Origin of the sequence: Enterococcus sp. DIV1096b (assembly GCF_050498765.1) — a bacterium.
GTDB lineage: Bacteria > Bacillota > Bacilli > Lactobacillales > Enterococcaceae > Enterococcus_D > Enterococcus_D entomosocium.
Genome location: NZ_JBMHEK010000001.1, coordinates 2,447,670 through 2,464,115, shown reverse-complemented (window position 1 = coordinate 2,464,115; position 16,446 = coordinate 2,447,670). Strand labels below are relative to the sequence as shown.

Genomic DNA, 16,446 nt, shown 5'->3' with positions numbered 1-16,446 from the left:
GTGCCGCTTGTTTTATTGCCATTCGGATTGATAATTTCCTTTGAGATCATAGACATAATTGATCTCGGTTCGATTACGAATCCCATTTAAACCAACGGTCCAAGTCCATTCACCTTGGAAGCCGTTTAAAATGACGATGCTGACGCCAGGAACATAGTGATCTAGCTGAGCTGCTCGCGCCTCAGAATCCTTGATGATCTTGGGAATGACGCCCCAGTCGATGGCATCAAAGGCAATGGTATCTTCCATCGAAAGCTCGATCGTATCGTCGTCTTTTTTCCATTTGGTCAACAGATTTTCTGGGTAATACCAATACTCGTCTTGTAGGCCTGTGTTTGGATTGATCACTCGCGCAACTGCATAAATGCCGCTTTTTAGCGGGACATTGCGGATGTGAAAACTATAGCTGACCAGTTGCAGCTCTTTGTCCTTGAATGAAGATTGATTTGGCAGCGCCGCCATAATTTCTTTGGCACTGGTTTCTTCTCGAAAGAGTTGGCGGTCTACAGGTAAAAAGGTGGAAACTACGCCAATACAAAAGAGAATCGCTGGTAGCAAGAGCAATGAGAATAACCAGTAAAATGGCGATTTTTTGTGTTTTTTGAGGCCGATGATCAGACCGATCAAAAAGACCAGCAGGATCCCTGCTACCCAAAAGTAGGGGAACAAACGAATGATCTGATGCCTGGTTTCAACGACTTGGTATTCATTCAGACCAAACCAGTTTTCCGCGATGGTGAGGTTATTTAAAACAATAATTCCGCCAATAATACCTAGAATAAATAAGAAAATCAATAGCAAAAGCATCCGACCGAGTATCCGACGTATCAGCGAGGGTCTAGTAGGTGGGGTCATGAGTCACGTCCTTTTTATATTTTCGAAAATAGTAGGTTAAATACAAGAGTAGTACAACTGGTGTTTTTTTTCAATGATTGTAGACAAAAAAACTACATCCACAGATGCGACCTCAAAAAGTTAGACCAAAAATCTAACTTTTTTGGGGTCAGGACACCGCAGATGCAGGTTTTATTTTCAATTAGTCGAGGGTTTGTTGGCGGGCGATAGCTGGAAAGAATTTCAGGCTATACAATGCACTGATCCCAACTAGAATATAAATGACGCGGGCAATGATTGACGTGCTGCCGCCGGTGATCGCTGCGACAAGGTCAAACTCGAAGGCGCCGACCAGCAGCCAATTGATCCCACCGATGATCAATAGTGTCAGTGCGATCCCATCAAATGTTTTTAACATAGGAAACTCCTCTCTAGTTGTCGCCCCATCAACGTTCATCGTCGGTGATGGTGACATCTTTTTCTTTCTCACCTTCTTGATTGCGATCATTATAGATATAGACATGGCGAACGATTTTAATCAGCGGACGAATGGTCAAAAAGACACCGCCGATCAAATAGGCGATCGTTCCGTAAATCGCAGGCAAGCTAGTTAATGAAACGATACTCCCGAAAATATAAAACAAGCCCGTCAAAATATCATTCGTAAGTGAGATCAACATGTAGCGATTTTGAAAGTAGATGCGAAAGCGACTTGCCTTGATGATCACATCTTCTTCTTTTCCCGGATCGAATTGATGTTCACTCCGTTTGATTTTTGGCATAGGTGCCATCACTGCTCCTTTGTTTGTGCTAAGGTTTCAAGACAACTTTGATGTTCTTGTCTTCTTTTTTGTCAAAAATCTCATACGCTTTGGCAGCATCTGCTAAAGGCATCGTGTGGGTGATGATCTGTGACGGGTCAAACAAACCGTCCGCGATCATATCATAAATTTTTGGCATCAAATGGATCACAGGTGCTTGCCCGTGTTTGACATCAATGTTGCGCATAAAGAATTCTTGCAATGGATAAGAAGAAGCAGGTGTCATGTAAACGCCAGTGATTTGGACGGTACCAAATTTTTTGACTGCCTTGGCGGCCATCTGGATCGGTGAGATTGTTCCACTTTGCAAGCTGACTAGATTTTTGGCTTTTTCTTTTACGGGTTCTAAACCATCCATCCCAACACAGTCGATGATCACATCAGCGCCACCTTTGGTCAGTTCATACAATTCATCGGCACTAGTAGCCAGATCATCCAATTGGAATGTTTCGACTTGATTGTAGCTGCTGGCTTTTTCTAAGCGATGAGCAACAGGGTCCACGGCAATCACCCGCTTAGCGCCTGCCATCACAGCAAATTTTTGCGCAAACAAGCCAACTGGTCCTGAGCCTAAGACGATCACGGTATCATCTTTTTTGACGCCGGCATTTTGGACGCTCCAAAATGCTGTAGGTAAGATGTCAGATAAAAACAATACTTTTTCATCAGGGATCGTTGATTCAGGTACGATAAACGAGGTGAAATCTGCGAACGGTACGCGCAAGAATTCGGCTTGACCGCCCCAGTGGTTGCCGTTCATTTTTCCAAAACCGAATAAGCCGCCATACAATGTATCTTCTGAAGAATTGTCGCATTGACTTTCCATCTCATTTTGACAAAAGTGGCAATGGCCGCAACCGATATTGAAAGGGATGACGACGCGGTCGCCTTTTTTTAGTTTCTGTACTTGACTGCCGACTTCTTCGACAATACCCATTGGTTCGTGACCAACGACATAGCCTTCTTCCAAAACCGAGCCGCCATGGTGGTAAAGGTGGAGATCAGAGCCGCAGATTGCAGTTGCGGTGATTCGGATGATCGCATCCGTCGGTTCTAAAATCGTTGGATCTTCTACACGGCGAACGTCCATTTTTTGATTTCCTTGCCAGGTTACTGCTTGCATCATTTTTCCTCCTTGTTTGTTCAGATAAGTTCGGACAATCACTAATTTTTCCAACAACATGTTTTTACTTTTCAGTAACAGATAAGTTAATTCTGCAAGGATTTTAACGATTTGACAACGAAAACGCTCAAAACGGTTGATTAGGATTTTTCTTCATCAATGGTTTAAAAAAAGAAAAACAGATGATTTGCTAAAAAAGTGAAAGCGTGACACTATTAAAGTGAAGCATACATGTGTTACGAGTATCTATTGGAACCTGCATCAACCAGTGACAAGAAATGAGGAGGGATGATCATGGATCTAACGATTCGAGGAAAAGCTTCTTGCACCAATTGCAATGAAAACTTTGATGGGAAGCTGGTCGTTCATTTACAAGAAGACAGCGAGGGGCAATTAACCATGGTACCACCGTTGGAAACGAATGAATTGGCAGAAGATGAAATCGCTATTCATTATACTTACGGGGAAGTGAAGGAAGCCATTGAAGGAACCTTCGTATGTCCAAACTGTCAGACTGAAAATGAGGTTCGGATTGAAATTCCGACCGAGCTATTAGATGGCTCAATGAATTGAATGAATAATTAAATTGAAAAAGCTCCCTGTTCCTTGAACAGGGAGCTTTCGTTATTTATTGGTCATTGGTTTATTTTGTCCCATCAATGATTTGGACATTGAAGTCTCGTAAGATGTCGAGTCCTTGCGACTCGTGATTTTTACCGGCGACTAATGTTTTATTGATGGTGAAATCAGCGTCAGGAAAGGCGCTTTGGATCTCGATCGTATTGGAAAGGACACAGATGTTGGTTTCAACACCGGTGATTTCGATTTTCTTTTTTTCCTCGGGTTCAAATAGATTTTTCTTGATGTCGATCAAGACTTCAGGTGGAATACTGTAATAGTATTTCTTGACGACTTTTTCATTTTCGAGAGGCTTAAGTTCTGGGATAAGCTGCAGGGCAGCGGCTTCTTCATCAGGCGTTCCTTTGACTTCGATTGGGATGTCGCGGGTGTGTAAGATGTACTCCCCATTCGCCCGCGCTTGTTCTAGGCGCTTGGCGATTCGTTTGACGAGAGCGGCGCTATCTGGCACATACGCTTCGTTCTCTTCATCGAGAATTTGGTTTTGCATATCGACAATGACTAGCATGTGGTTACTCCCTTTCTATAAACATCGTTTTTCAAATGATCTAACGAGAGGTTGAAAAATAGGTGCTATTTCTATGATGCCCCACTTTTTTTAAATTTTCAAAGAAAACGCTCTTCTTATCGTGAAACGGTAAAAATGTTATTTTTTTATTCGAATAACGATGCTTTTTGTTTGCTGAAAAGAAGAAGTAGTGATAGCTTTTAAATAGTACATTAAAAATAAATGAAAGTAGGTTAGGTTAAATGAGAAAGTTATTTTATATGGGGACTTTGCTTTTTTCAGTTGGTGTACTGGCGGCAGGATGTGGCAATAGCGAAACCGCTGATTCCTCGGGGAATGAGTCAGCAGATGGCAAAACGACGTTGGATTTTTGGTCCTTCTGGGGGTCTGGTGCAAGACAAGAAGTAATTGAAGAAATTATTGATGATTTTAATGAGTCACAAGATAAAATCGAGGTCAAATACAGCTACCAGCCTTGGGGCGATATTTGGACAAAATCACTGTCGTCGATCACTGCTGGTAATCCGCCTGATGTTATTGTACAAGATATTAATTCTGTTGCTCAGCGGGCAGAAGCGCAGCAAGCAACAAATTTAAGCGAGTATATCGAAGAAGGCTTTTCTGATGAATTTTATCCGCAATTATGGGATACGGTGGAGTATGAAGGGGATGCGTATGCTGTTCCTTTCAATACAGATACGCAAGTGATTTTCTACAACAAGACACTCTTTAAAGAGGCAGGTATCAGTGAAGAGCAACTGCCCCAAACGTGGGAGGAGTTAGAAACAGTTGCTCGTAAATTAGATGTCAAAAACGGTGATGACTTTGAGCGGATCGGTTTTTACCCATTGTGGAATTTAGGCGCCGATGTGTGGGCCTTGAATGCCGACGATGGCGTCAGCTGGTTTGACAAGGATGAGAACGTCAAAATCGATACAGACAACAAAGTGGAAGCGTTGGAATGGATCTTAGACTGGCAAGAGTATTATGGTCAAGATACCATCAATCGGTTAGAAGCTGAATTTGGTTCAGGTGTTGCCGATCCATTCATTTCTGGATTAGTGGCGATGCGTGCGCAAAACATCAACTACTACTCAAGTTTAGCGGAAAATGCACCGGATGACTTTGAATTTGGGGTCATTCAAATTCCTGAAAAAGAAAGTGGTTCTGGTCACTGGTCATGGGGTGGCGGGTTCGTCTTAGAAGTGCCATACGGAGCCAAAGATCCTGAAGCGTCCTATGAGTTTATCAAATACTTGTCGACACCAGAAGTTCAAGAGAAATTTGGTGAGAAAAGCTTTGATATCATGGCGAATCGAACAGCCAACGAAAACTTGGTCAACAACGACAATCTAGATGAAAACGGCCAAATGATCTACCAAATGGCAGATGAAAACTTTGCCAATACGGTGATCACACCTGTACCATTGACAGCGCCTGATTTCAGCAGTCTTGTCAATGAACAGATCGACCAAATCATGCTGGGCAGCAAAACACCGGCTGAAGGGTTGGCAGATGCGCAAAAAGCGGTGGAAGATCTTGTTGAGCAAAACAAATAAACCTCAAAACGAGCGTTTTTAAAAAAGAAGGAAAGTCCAGTCGGTTAGCGGACTGGGCTTTGCTTTCTGCTTTGCGAAGCGGACATGTTTTCTTGAACAAACAATGAGTAAAAATAGAATGGAGTGGAAGGAATGCCAAAGAAGCGTTCAAAAAGTAAACGGCAAGAAGCTCTTTGGGGCTACTTCTTCGTAGCACCATTTTTGCTTGGGTTCGTGGTGTTTATGTTAGGGCCCATGCTGTTTTCCTTCGTAGGAAGCTTTACCGATTACAATCTGACTTCAAAAATGAATTTTATCGGCTTTAAGAACTTTACCCGCATGTTCACGCAAGATACCCTGTTTTGGAAATCTCTTTATAACACGGCGTATTTTGTACTCTTCAATGTTCCCTTAACAACGTTATTCAGTGTTTTTCTAGCCACTTTACTGAATCAAAAAATCCGCGGAATCAGTTTTTTCCGAACGACCTTTTACTTACCAGCGATCCTTTCAGGGGTTGCCGTCTACGTCTTATGGATGCAATTATTATCTCCTTCCGCAGGATTGATCAATACCTTCTTGAGCTGGTTCAATATCAAAGGTCCGGCATGGCTGTTTGATCCAGAATGGACGAAACCAGCGTTGATTTTGATGAAGATTTGGAGTTCAGGGGGCGCGATGCTCTTGTATCTAGCTACCTTGCAAAATATTTCGCCGACGCTGTACGAATCGGCTGAGATCGATGGAGCGGGGGTTTGGGCGAAATTCAAAAATATTACGATTCCTTTGATCACGCCGATCATCTTCTATGATGTGATTACTTCAACGATCGGTTCTTTTCAAATTTTCCAAGAAGCATACGTGATGACCAAAAATGGTACCGGCGGTCCGGCGAATTCGTTGCTATTCTATAATTTGCATATGTGGAACAAAGCATTTGTTGCCTTTGATATGGGTTATGCGATGGCAATGTCGATGATCTTGTTCTTGATCGTCTTAGTCTTGACCTTTATCAATCTCAAGCTGGCACCACGCTGGGTTCACTATACCGGAGGTGGCAGCTAATGGAAATGACGACAAAAACGCGAAGCAAATCAAGCCAACAGCGAGTCAAGAAAATCATCAGCTATGTGGTGATGTCGATCATCGGGATCGTGCTGCTGATTCCGTTGCTGTGGATGGTCTTTACGTCATTGAAACCGATGGAGGAGATCGTGCGTTACCCGCCGACCTTTTTCCCAGAAGAAATCAATCTTGGCAATTATTTGGAGACCATCAACGCCTTTCCTTTTTGGCAGTATGCAAAAAATACGTTATTCATTACTGTCTTAGTGGTCTTCGGGAATATCTTATCAAATTCCTTCATTGCTTATGGTTTTGCAAAATTAGCCTTTCCAGGAAAAAATCTGATCTTTGCCCTCGTCTTGTCTACCATGATGATTCCTGGCTTTGTGACGATGATCCCGCAGTATGTTTTGTTTTCCAAAATCGGCTGGGTCGGCACCTATCTGCCGCTGATCGTTCCAGCGTTTTTCGGCAACGCCTTTAACATTTTCTTGATGCGGCAGTTTTACTTGTCCGTCAACAATGAATTGATCGAAGCCGCTAAGATCGATGGCGCCAATCATCTTTATATTTGGAGCCATCTAATGATCCCATTGACGAAACCCGCACTGATCACCATCGCCATCAACTCCTTCAATGGGGCGTGGAATGATTTCTTAGGGCCGTTACTGTATATTCAAAACCAAGAAAAGTACACGCTGCAGATTGGCTTGCAAGTCTTCCAAAACCAATCAACGACCCAGTGGAACTACTTGATGGCAGGAGCAACGCTTGTGTTATTGCCGACGATCTTGCTGTTCTTCCTCGCACAACGCTACTTTATTGAAGGAATGGATCTGACGGGAGGTTCCAAAGGATGAGAACAAAAGTTACCCCGCAACGCTTGAACCAAGCGCTGTTGACTGGCATCAACTGGCTTCCGCATTTACTGGTTTTACAAGGCATGTGGCTGTTGTTTTCCTTGCCTTTGATCACCAGTACCACCGCTAGTCGAGCATTGATCGAGACGTTGACGGAACTGCGGAACGATGGCTTGGAGGCAAGCAGCAAAGCTCGTTTTCAGCAGGCATTTCATCAACAGTGGACAACAAGAAAAGGGCAAGACCGTTTGCTCAGTCTATTCTTCCTGCTGCTTTTGGCGGACAGCTTTATCTTTAGCCGTTTGCAGCACCCGCTGTTTCAGATCGCTAGTTACGCGTTAGCGTTCACCTTTGGCTTGTTTTGCTTGGTCTTACTTTATCAAACGAGGCTGCTTCACACCTATCCGCAGCAGCCCAGCTCATTGTTTTATAGTTTTTATCAGTTTGCTCGTTCACCCAAACGAGTACTGGCGCATCTTTTAGCAACAGTGACGCTTGTCTTGACCTTTTTGCTGTTTGGTCCAGTCTACTTATTGGTCTTAGGAATCAGCACCTTGTATTTAGTCAATGTCGTGCTCTGTGACCAAGCGCTCAAATAGAAAACAAATGGGTATCCCGAAACTTCCTTAGTGAAAAGCTAAGGAGTTTCGGTTTTTTTGTGAAAAGAAGGTTGACAGGGCCAAAAATTATGCCTATGCTGAATGTAAATTTAGTAAACAGTAAACAGATGAGGTGCAGCTATGGCAAGTATGAGAGATATCGCGAAATTAGCCGGGGTGTCGGTAGCAAGTGTTTCTAGAATCCTTAACAATGATGAAACCTTCAGTATCAATGAACACACGCGTCAACGAGTCATTGAGATCGCCAACCAAATGAATTATTCAAAAGAAAAAAATCAACCCCATTCCCGTGAAGTCGGCGACCAAAACACGATTGCCATTATTACCCGCCACGATCGAGAGTCGGAAAGAAACGATCCGTATTTTATGATGATCCGCAATGGGATCGAAAAGGAAGCGGCGAAGTGGCGCTTAAAAACGATTCGGGCCTTTTCCATGCGGGAGCCTCAAAAAGATTTGGCACAATTGGCGAAGTATGGCGCAGTCATTATTATTGGAGAGATGACCAGCGATGCTTTGGCAGAGATCAGTCAGCAAAATGCCAATATTATCCTGGTGGATAATTATAGTGAAGCACCCAGCTACGATTGCATCCAAACCGATTTTGCCCAAAAGACCCACCAGATCCTCACGATGTTAAAAGAGAAGGGTCATGAGCATATCGCCTTTGTGGGTGGTGTTGCCAGCCGAGTCACGATTTCTGGCGAAGTCGTTTACGATGAACAAGAGATTCGAGCAGAAAACTACCGCCAATGGATGCTGCTCAACAAATTGGAAAAGTTCACAACCGTGCTTCAGGGGAAGTGGTCACCGGAGACCGGTTTGCATTTTGGTCAGCAGATTGCGCAAATGAATCCTCGCCCCACAGCGATCGTCGTTGCCAGCGATCCTATGGCAGTCGGGGTTTACAAGGCACTCGCTGAAGCGGGGCTATCGATTCCTAAAGATGTGTCAGTCGTTAGTTTTGATGATATCGAAATGGCGCAATTTATGACGCCCGCACTGTCCTCCGTCAAGATGAAAGCCGAAGAGATGGGGCAGATGAGTGTCGAATTAGCGAAAAATAAAATCCTAGGGGTGCGGACGATGCCGGTTCGCGTCGTTTGTGGCAGTGAATTGATCATTAGAGAATCGATTGCCGAAAAAGATCAGTGACGTCTGATCTTTTTTATTTTAGGGGTTGTGTAAACATTAACTAAACAACTATACTGATTGTAGTAAACGTTTACAGTTAAAAATAAAGGAGAAAACGAAATGAAGTTTATTGATAAATTAGCCGAAAAGATGGTGCCTTTTGCTCAGATCATTGCCAACAACAAATACTTGTTAAGTCTGCGTGATGGGTTTATGGTCGCTTTTCCTGCGACAATGTTTGCGTCAATTATGATTATTATTCAAAATCTGCCTGCTACTTTCGGACTCTCGGAAAAACTTCCAGAGGGATTCATCACGTTTCTAAACGACTTTTTTGGTCCTATCGGAAATGCGACCATGAGTATCACCGCTATTTTCGTTGTTTTTGGGATCGGCTATCAGTTGGCTGGCAAATATGGACAAGCCAAATTATTTGCGGGTGCCATCTCACTGTCTTCGTTTTTGATGCTGCTGCCTTTTGGCTCATCCGAAGAGTTAGGTACAGTGATCCCCTTGTCGAAATTAGGGGCTGAGGGAATGTTTGTCGGAATCATCACGGCCATTATCGCTACGCAGATCTATTGCAAAATCAGTGCGGCTGGGCTGACGATCAAAATGCCAGATTCGGTTCCGCCAATGATCGCAGAATCATTTGTCGCCATCATTCCTGGGGCGGCACCGTTGTTCCTTTTCAATTTGATCCGCTACTTGTTCACCTTTACTTCATGGGGCAATGCCGTTGATTTCGTTTATGAAATTCTGCAAAAACCATTGATGGGCTTGGGCGGTACGTTGCCAGCAGTACTGATCGCCGTCTTGTTCACCCAATTCTTCTGGTGGTTTGGGATTCACGGTACCTTGGTGGTCAATGCGGTGATCGATCCAATCATGAATGCGTTAGCGATCGAAAACTATGAAGCCTACAAAGCAGGGGCTGAACAACTGCCTCATATCATTAACACTACGTTTATGGGCGTGTTCGTCAATCAAGGAATGCAGTTGGGGATCTCGATTACAATGGCCTTCTTTATCGCTCGTTCGATTCGGATGAAAAAATTAATGAAGACAGTGATCGCTCCATCTGTTTTCAACGTATCTGAACCGATGACCTTTGGTTTGCCGATCGTCTTGAACCCAATCGCTTTTGTCCCATGGATCTTAGCGCCATTAGCCAGTACGACGATCTCTTACTTTGCGATTGCCGCAGGTTTGGTTCCGCGGCCAATCGGAGCAACGGTTGTTTGGACGACCCCGGTCTTCTTATCTGGTTGGTTAGGCACGGGTTCTGTTGCCGGCGCAATCTTACAGTTAGTGACGGTTGCCGTAATGACCTTGATCTGGGTGCCATTCTTGATCGTAATGGATCGTGGGTACTTGAAAGAAGAAAAAGCGGAAGCGGCATTAAATGAACAAGCGGCATCTGAGACGATCAATCAAAGGGTAGAAGAAAGATAAGCCCAGAAACGTAAAGGAATGCAATAAGCGCATCCTTTAGAAAGGAATTTGTGATGAGAACCGATACATTGTCTTGCAGTTATCAAATGAATACCACACCTACGGACTTTTCCCGTGTGTTATTGGCGGAACAAGAGAAATTCTTTCTAGCCAAACAAGCCCAAGAACCGTTCGGGGAAGGTTGCCGTATTGAAACGATGATTCAAACCAAAACCGCTCCGCGGATGGTACCAGCCGTTATGACGGTCAAAAAAATTGCCGCTGATGAGCTGTGGCTTCGTACGACCCATGAAGAAGGAGTGATCGATCAACGGTATAGTTTTGCTCCAGGACGAAAAGGGAAGCTGCAAGTCACGTATTCGGAACAAAGCCGTTTTGAGCAGCAGAAAACAACCTACAGCTTTATGTTGGCGGCGCTGTTTTACAAATTCTTTTTCAATCGTGGTGTCAAAAAACGCTTGCGTTATCTTGAAGCAGCTTGTCAACGAGCAGGGACAAATGAAAAAAATGGGGAAAATTGAGGATAGCAATGATAGAAATAAAGAACGAACAACTCTTTCACTTATACAATGAAAAAATCAGTTATATCATAAATGTGTTACCAAATCAGCAACTGGGTCATGTCTATTTTGGGCCATCTCTAGGCACACTGGCGCCGTTTGATCAAGCGTACCTTGAGAAAAAAGAGAATAAATCGGCAGGAACCGTCAAATTTTTTGAAGCAGACAATCTTTTTACCTTGGCAGACCGTTTTCAAGAATTGCCAACGTATGGGACTTCTGATTTTCGAGAAGGGGTAGTGTCGGTTTTTGAGGAAGAAACCCCACTTTATGTTGATTTTAAACTTGTGGCTTTTCACTGTTTTGAGGGCAAAGAACGAAAGCTGGCGCAACCAGCCAGCTTCGCGGCTGCCGATGAAAGCCAAAGCATCGTCTTTGAATTAGTAGATCAAGAGCGACAGCTGGAAATGGCGATCACCTATACGATCTTCAAAGGATCAGGAACCATCACGAGGCAGCAGACACTGACCAATACGGGAAGCAAGCCTAGAACCATCCAGCGCTTTTTGAGTGGTGTCTTGGAGCTGAAAAATCGCGATTTTGAACTGCTGCATCTTTCAGGCGCATGGCTGAAAGAACGGCATATCAAGACGGTCCCTTTGACCCAAGGGACGATCAGTGTTGGCTCGTTAAAAGGAGCGTCTGGTCATCAGCACAATCCTTTTGTCGCCTTAAAAGAACAGCAAGCCACCAATGACACTGGTCACGTCTACGGTGCCAACCTGATTTATTCTGGTAACTTTTTGGCGCAAGCAGAAATGGATGAATGGGACAACGTTCGATTGATGTTGGGGATACATCCTGAACATTTCAGCTGGCAGCTTTCACAAGGAGAAACCTTTGAAGCGCCGGAATGTCTCTTCACCTTCACCGCTGCTGGCCTGAATGGTTTGAGTCAAGAATCCGCCCAATTTATCGAAAAGCATGTGATTGCCCCTTATTGGCAAAAGCGGCAGCGGCCGATCGTCTTTAATAACTGGGAAGCGACTTATTTTGATTTTAATGAAGAGAAGCTGTTGACCTTAGCCCAAGAAAGCAAGGCGTTAGGGATGGAGTGCTTTGTGCTGGATGATGGTTGGTTTGGAAAACGTAACAACGACCGCAGTTCATTAGGCGATTGGGTGGCGGACCCTGCCAAATTTCCAAAAGGAATCGGCTCTTTTGCTGAGAAAATTCATGCCATGCAGCTGCAGCTGGGGATCTGGTTTGAACCGGAAATGGTTTCGCCAGATAGTCAGTTGTACCAAGAGCATCCTGAGTGGGTAGTCAAGCATCCTTATGAGCGGATCTCTGTGGGGCGCGGGCAATACGTGTTGGATTTTGCCAATCCAGCAGTGGTCGAGGCAATTTTCGAAGCGATGCAAAAAGTGATCCTTGAAACCAAGCTGGATTACATCAAATGGGATATGAACCGCAATATCACGGAAGCTTACTCTCCTTACTTAGCGGAACAGGGAATTTCTCAGACGGAGTTTTATCATCGTTATATTTTAGGCCTTTATCGCTTATATGAAAAAATCTTAGCGGCGTTTCCGACCCTTTTGCTTGAAGGCTGTGCTGGCGGCGGGGGCAGATACGATTTGGGGATCTTGTTTTACAGTCCGCAGATTTGGCCTAGTGATGATAGTGATGCAGTGGAACGTTTAGCCATCCAAAGCGGAACGTTGCTAGGGTATCCGTTGTCCTCCTTCAGCAATCACGTGTCGGCGGTACCAAACCACCAAGTCGGCCGGGCAACTTCTTTAGCCTTTCGGCAAACCGTCGCAATGTTTGGGCCATTGGGGTATGAACTCGATCTCTTTCACTTGTCTGAAGCTGAAAAGCAGGCGATCAAATCCCAAATCGTTTTTTATAAAAAGCAGCGGCAATTGCTGACCTTTGGTACTTTTTATCAGCTGCAGCAGTTGGAACATGCCAATGAAAAAACTTGGGCGGTGTATGATCCGCAAAACGAAGAAGCATTGGTTGCTTTCTTTCGCGTGTTGGCACAAGCCAATCCGACGGCGGAAGACTTTTTGCCCGCAGCCTTTCTCGATGGCCAACAGGTGTACCAGGTCAATGGCGAACCCGTCTCTGGTCAGCTGTTAAGACAATTAGGGTTGCGTAAACCTTATCAGTTTAATGCCGTCAACCATGGAACGGCGCAAGTCACTGGCGATTTTCAATCATTTGTATACCATTTACAAGCCAAAAAAGGAGCAGAATGATGAGCAATCAATTGTTTGATCAGCAGTTTATGCATGGCGGGGATTACAACCCCGATCAATGGCTGGCTTATCCAGAAATCTTGCAAAAGGATCTTGCTTATATGCAGCAAGCCCATGTCAACACCGTCACATTAGGGGTGTTTGCTTGGAGTGCCTTAGAGCCGCAAGAAGGCGTTTATCAGTTTGACTGGTTGGATCGTGTGTTTGATCAGATCCATGACATCGGCGGCAAAGTCATTTTGGCCACTCCTAGCGGTGGGCGTCCTCAATGGTTGAGCCAAAAGTATCCCGAAGTCAATCGGACCAACGCCCAAGGACAAAAACATACCCATGGGTTTCGCCACAATCACTGTTACTCTTCACCGATCTATCGGGAAAAGGTGACGCAAATCAATCAACAGTTGGCAAAACGTTACGGCAAGCATCCGGCATTAGCCATGTGGCATATCTCCAATGAGTACTCTGGGGAATGCTTTTGCTCCTATTGTCAGGAAAACTGGCGCAGCTGGCTGCAAAAAAAATATGGTGATTTAGCCACGTTGAATCATGCCTGGTGGACTTCTTTTTGGGGCGGTACGTACTCTGATTGGTCGCAGGTTTTACCGCCTTCACCTTTAGGGGAACACAAAGTGCATGGCATGGATCTTGATTGGAAACGATTTGTCACAGATAGGACGATCGATTTTTATTTGCATGAATGTGCGCCGATCCGTCAGCTGACACCGGACATTCCTGTGACGACGAATTTTATGGCGGAAGGACATGCTACCCAAGACTTTATTCCTTTGGAAGGCATTGACTACAGCAAGTTTGCTCGTCATGTGGACATCGTTAGCTGGGATAGTTACCCTGATTGGAACAACAACTTTGAATCTTTGGCAGCGACAGCAATGAAATCTGCCTATGTGCATGACCAGTACTGGTCTTTGAAGAAACAGCCCTTTTTAGTGATGGAATGCACGCCGAGTTTTGTTAACTGGCATTCCTTCAATAAAGCGAAAAAGCCTGGTGTCCATCAGTTGAGTGCCATGCAGCAGATCGCTCACGGCTCAGATAGTACCTTGTATTTTCAATGGCGCCAATCCCGCGGCAATTCAGAAAAATTCCATGGGGCAGTCGTGGGACATGATGATTCCACGGAGAATAGGGTCTTCAAAGAAGTTGCGGCTTACGGCAAGCGCTTGGAAAAAATCAAAGAGATTCAAGGAACCACAAGAAAAAAAGCAGTGGCGATCCTTTTTGACTGGGAAAGCAACTGGGCATTGAAGCGAGGCGGCGGGTTTGGTCGACCAACCAGACGGTATCCGCAAACGTTGCAGGAGCATTATCGTTATTTCTGGGAACAAGACATCGCTGTCGATATTTTGACGCCAGAGCAAGATTTTTCTGACTATCGGTTGGTGATCGCTCCGATGCTTTACTTGATGACCTCGGAGACGATGGCAAAACTTTGCCAGTACACGGAAGCTGGTGGTACCTTGATTTCCAGTTACTTTAGCGGCATGGTCAATGAAACCGACCTGTTGTATCTGGGGGGCTTGCCACAGCCGTTGCGAGGGTTATTAGGCATCAACGTGCTGGAGCTGGAAACTCTTTTTGACACTGAACACAATCAAGTGGTTTTTCAAGGACAGCCCTTTGAAACACGGGACTATTCTGCAATCATCGAAGCCGAAACAGCGGAGGTACTAGGGGTGTATCAAACGGATTTTTACCAAGGAACACCTGCGATCACCAAACATACCTTTGGTGCAGGCACCGCCTACTATCTGGCGGCTCGCACCAACTATGACTTTTTCGAACAGTTTTATGCCTCTTTGGTCCGTGAGCTGTCCTTGGCAGAGGAAAGGATCGCGCATGCCAATCCTGCAGTCTCGATCCAAGGCAGGATCAGTCCAGAACGAACGTACTTTTTCATCATGAATTTTTCTGAGAAAGAGCAGACACTACACTTGATCAAAGAAGTCGTTGATTTAGAGACCAATCAAGCAGTCCCTCAAACAGCAACCTTGGCGCCGTATGAAGTGCGAGTGGTTTATTTTAACAATTAGCTGACCATTGGAAAAAACGTCCCTTTCGACAAATGCAGAAAGGGACGTTTTTTTGATGAATGGTTTATCAGAAATCATTCTGGATCGGCTGCTTGGTGCTTTTTCATCCATTGAGGCAATGCGGCACTGATTTGTGTCGGCAACACGACATAGTGCTCTTCTGCCAATGCTTCGCCAATCAGGCTATGGAGATAGACAGCCGCGTGGATCGTTTCCTCTGTTTTTTCAAACTGTGCCAAAAAGCTGGTAATCATGCCTGCCAGCGTATCACCCATCCCACCAGTCGCCATTGCGGGTGTTCCGAGGGGATTTTGGGCGATGCTGCTACCGTAAATTTGCGTGCGATGGCTTTTTAAGACCACCAGACTTCCGAGTTTTTGTTGGGCTTGCTGATTGTTTTCTTCGGTCTGGTCGGCAATTGCCAGTCCGCTGAGCCGTTGCCATTCCATCTGATGCGGCGTGAAGACGACTTGTTCAGGAAAGGGGATGATCAGCGGATATTTGGCAGCCAAATTGATCGCCGAACCATCGATCACCAACCATTGGTGTTCTTTTTGGGCAGAAACGATCCGCTGCAGCAGATCAAAATTGCTTTTTCCTTCTCCTAATCCGGGACCAATCAGTAGGACGTCCGCCGATTCGGTGACCGTATCGATCAGTTCTGTTTGCTGCCAATCGACAAACATCGCTTCAGGCAAGCGGGCGTGCAGGGCGGTTCGATTGACGCCATCGGAGATCACAGTGGTCAAACCAGTTCCCCCATATACACAGGCTTGCGCCGCCATTAAGATCGCCCCACCGAATTGGCGGTTGCCCCCTACTAAAACGGCCCGGCCAAAGGTACCTTTGTGGCTTTTTGTCGGGCGCTGTTGGATCACTTTGGATAAAATCGCAGAATCAAGTTGCACCATGCAATGACTCCTTTCGTTAATCAAAATCGAGTTATATTTATTATACCTGTTTCCTAGAAATTTCATAGAAAAGACCCGTGGAAAAAGGCGCAATTTTTTTTCCTTTTTTGGTTTAAGAGT

The 16,446-nt window shown here is 44.9% G+C and carries 16 protein-coding genes; 10 read left to right on the top strand and 6 right to left on the bottom strand.

The window, feature by feature from the left end; all coding sequences use genetic code 11:
• Positions 1–12: 12 nt before the first annotated feature.
• The 4 genes from IGJ17_RS11610 to IGJ17_RS11595 all read right to left on the bottom strand — a co-directional run bounded on the left by IGJ17_RS11610 (position 13) and on the right by IGJ17_RS11595 (position 2,778).
• On the bottom strand, positions 13–855 hold the full coding sequence (locus tag IGJ17_RS11610; RefSeq protein ID WP_008379024.1) for a hypothetical protein: 843 nt from the start codon (positions 853–855) through the stop codon (positions 13–15).
• Positions 856–1,036: 181 nt separating this feature from the next.
• Positions 1,037–1,252, bottom strand: a complete 216-nt coding sequence (locus IGJ17_RS11605; RefSeq protein WP_008379021.1) for a DUF378 domain-containing protein — start codon at positions 1,250–1,252, stop codon at positions 1,037–1,039.
• Positions 1,253–1,280: 28 nt separating this feature from the next.
• Entirely contained in the window at positions 1,281–1,625 is a 345-nt protein-coding gene (locus tag IGJ17_RS11600) for a YrhK family protein (protein ID WP_005234707.1), read from the bottom strand.
• Positions 1,626–1,644: 19 nt separating this feature from the next.
• On the bottom strand, positions 1,645–2,778 hold the full coding sequence (locus tag IGJ17_RS11595; RefSeq protein WP_034872378.1) for an alcohol dehydrogenase catalytic domain-containing protein: 1,134 nt from the start codon (positions 2,776–2,778) through the stop codon (positions 1,645–1,647).
• 288 nt (positions 2,779–3,066) lie between these two features.
• Between IGJ17_RS11595 and IGJ17_RS11590 the strand changes: the two genes are divergently transcribed.
• Positions 3,067–3,351: a hypothetical protein gene (locus IGJ17_RS11590; RefSeq protein ID WP_005234711.1), complete on the top strand. Its 285-nt coding sequence runs from the start codon at positions 3,067–3,069 to the stop codon at positions 3,349–3,351.
• Positions 3,352–3,421: 70 nt separating this feature from the next.
• On the opposite strand, the gene IGJ17_RS11585 is transcribed toward IGJ17_RS11590, so the two are convergent.
• On the bottom strand, positions 3,422–3,925 hold the full coding sequence (locus IGJ17_RS11585) for an isochorismatase family cysteine hydrolase (RefSeq protein WP_016613606.1): 504 nt from the start codon (positions 3,923–3,925) through the stop codon (positions 3,422–3,424).
• A 242-nt stretch (positions 3,926–4,167) separates the two neighbouring features.
• Here IGJ17_RS11585 and IGJ17_RS11580 point away from each other — a divergent pair, with 242 nt between their 5' ends.
• The 9 genes from IGJ17_RS11580 to IGJ17_RS11540 all read left to right on the top strand — a co-directional run bounded on the left by IGJ17_RS11580 (position 4,168) and on the right by IGJ17_RS11540 (position 15,415).
• A complete protein-coding gene (locus IGJ17_RS11580) occupies positions 4,168–5,484 on the top strand; it encodes an ABC transporter substrate-binding protein (protein ID WP_429961417.1) in 1,317 nt (438 codons plus the stop codon).
• 132 nt (positions 5,485–5,616) lie between these two features.
• The gene (locus tag IGJ17_RS11575; protein ID WP_005234717.1) at positions 5,617–6,528 is read left to right on the top strand and encodes a carbohydrate ABC transporter permease; all 912 of its coding nucleotides are present in this window, start codon (positions 5,617–5,619) and stop codon (positions 6,526–6,528) included.
• Positions 6,528–7,388 (top strand): carbohydrate ABC transporter permease, encoded by an 861-nt coding sequence (locus IGJ17_RS11570; RefSeq protein WP_086373181.1) that lies wholly within the window; start codon positions 6,528–6,530, stop codon positions 7,386–7,388. Before IGJ17_RS11575 ends, IGJ17_RS11570 begins: the two co-directional genes overlap by 1 nt.
• Positions 7,385–7,987 carry a hypothetical protein gene (locus IGJ17_RS11565; RefSeq protein ID WP_016613603.1) on the top strand — a complete coding sequence of 201 codons (603 nt, stop codon included), beginning with the start codon at positions 7,385–7,387 and terminating at the stop codon, positions 7,985–7,987. Before IGJ17_RS11570 ends, IGJ17_RS11565 begins: the two co-directional genes overlap by 4 nt.
• A 141-nt stretch (positions 7,988–8,128) precedes the next feature.
• Positions 8,129–9,163, top strand: a complete 1,035-nt coding sequence (locus IGJ17_RS11560; RefSeq protein ID WP_016613602.1) for a LacI family DNA-binding transcriptional regulator — start codon at positions 8,129–8,131, stop codon at positions 9,161–9,163.
• A 99-nt stretch (positions 9,164–9,262) separates the two neighbouring features.
• Complete coding sequence (locus IGJ17_RS11555) at positions 9,263–10,597, top strand: PTS sugar transporter subunit IIC (protein WP_008379001.1); 1,335 nt, start codon at positions 9,263–9,265, stop codon at positions 10,595–10,597.
• A 53-nt stretch (positions 10,598–10,650) separates the two neighbouring features.
• Positions 10,651–11,118 (top strand): hypothetical protein, encoded by a 468-nt coding sequence (locus IGJ17_RS11550; RefSeq protein ID WP_034872321.1) that lies wholly within the window; start codon positions 10,651–10,653, stop codon positions 11,116–11,118.
• A gap of 8 nt (positions 11,119–11,126) precedes the next feature.
• Positions 11,127–13,364 carry an alpha-galactosidase gene (locus IGJ17_RS11545; RefSeq protein ID WP_016613599.1) on the top strand — a complete coding sequence of 746 codons (2,238 nt, stop codon included), beginning with the start codon at positions 11,127–11,129 and terminating at the stop codon, positions 13,362–13,364.
• Positions 13,361–15,415 carry a beta-galactosidase gene (locus IGJ17_RS11540; RefSeq protein WP_016613598.1) on the top strand — a complete coding sequence of 685 codons (2,055 nt, stop codon included), beginning with the start codon at positions 13,361–13,363 and terminating at the stop codon, positions 15,413–15,415. Before IGJ17_RS11545 ends, IGJ17_RS11540 begins: the two co-directional genes overlap by 4 nt.
• A 74-nt stretch (positions 15,416–15,489) precedes the next feature.
• Here IGJ17_RS11540 and IGJ17_RS11535 read toward each other — a convergent pair whose 3' ends face one another.
• The gene (locus tag IGJ17_RS11535; RefSeq protein ID WP_034872317.1) at positions 15,490–16,326 is read right to left on the bottom strand and encodes an NAD(P)H-hydrate dehydratase; all 837 of its coding nucleotides are present in this window, start codon (positions 16,324–16,326) and stop codon (positions 15,490–15,492) included.
• Positions 16,327–16,446: the final 120 nt, after the last annotated feature.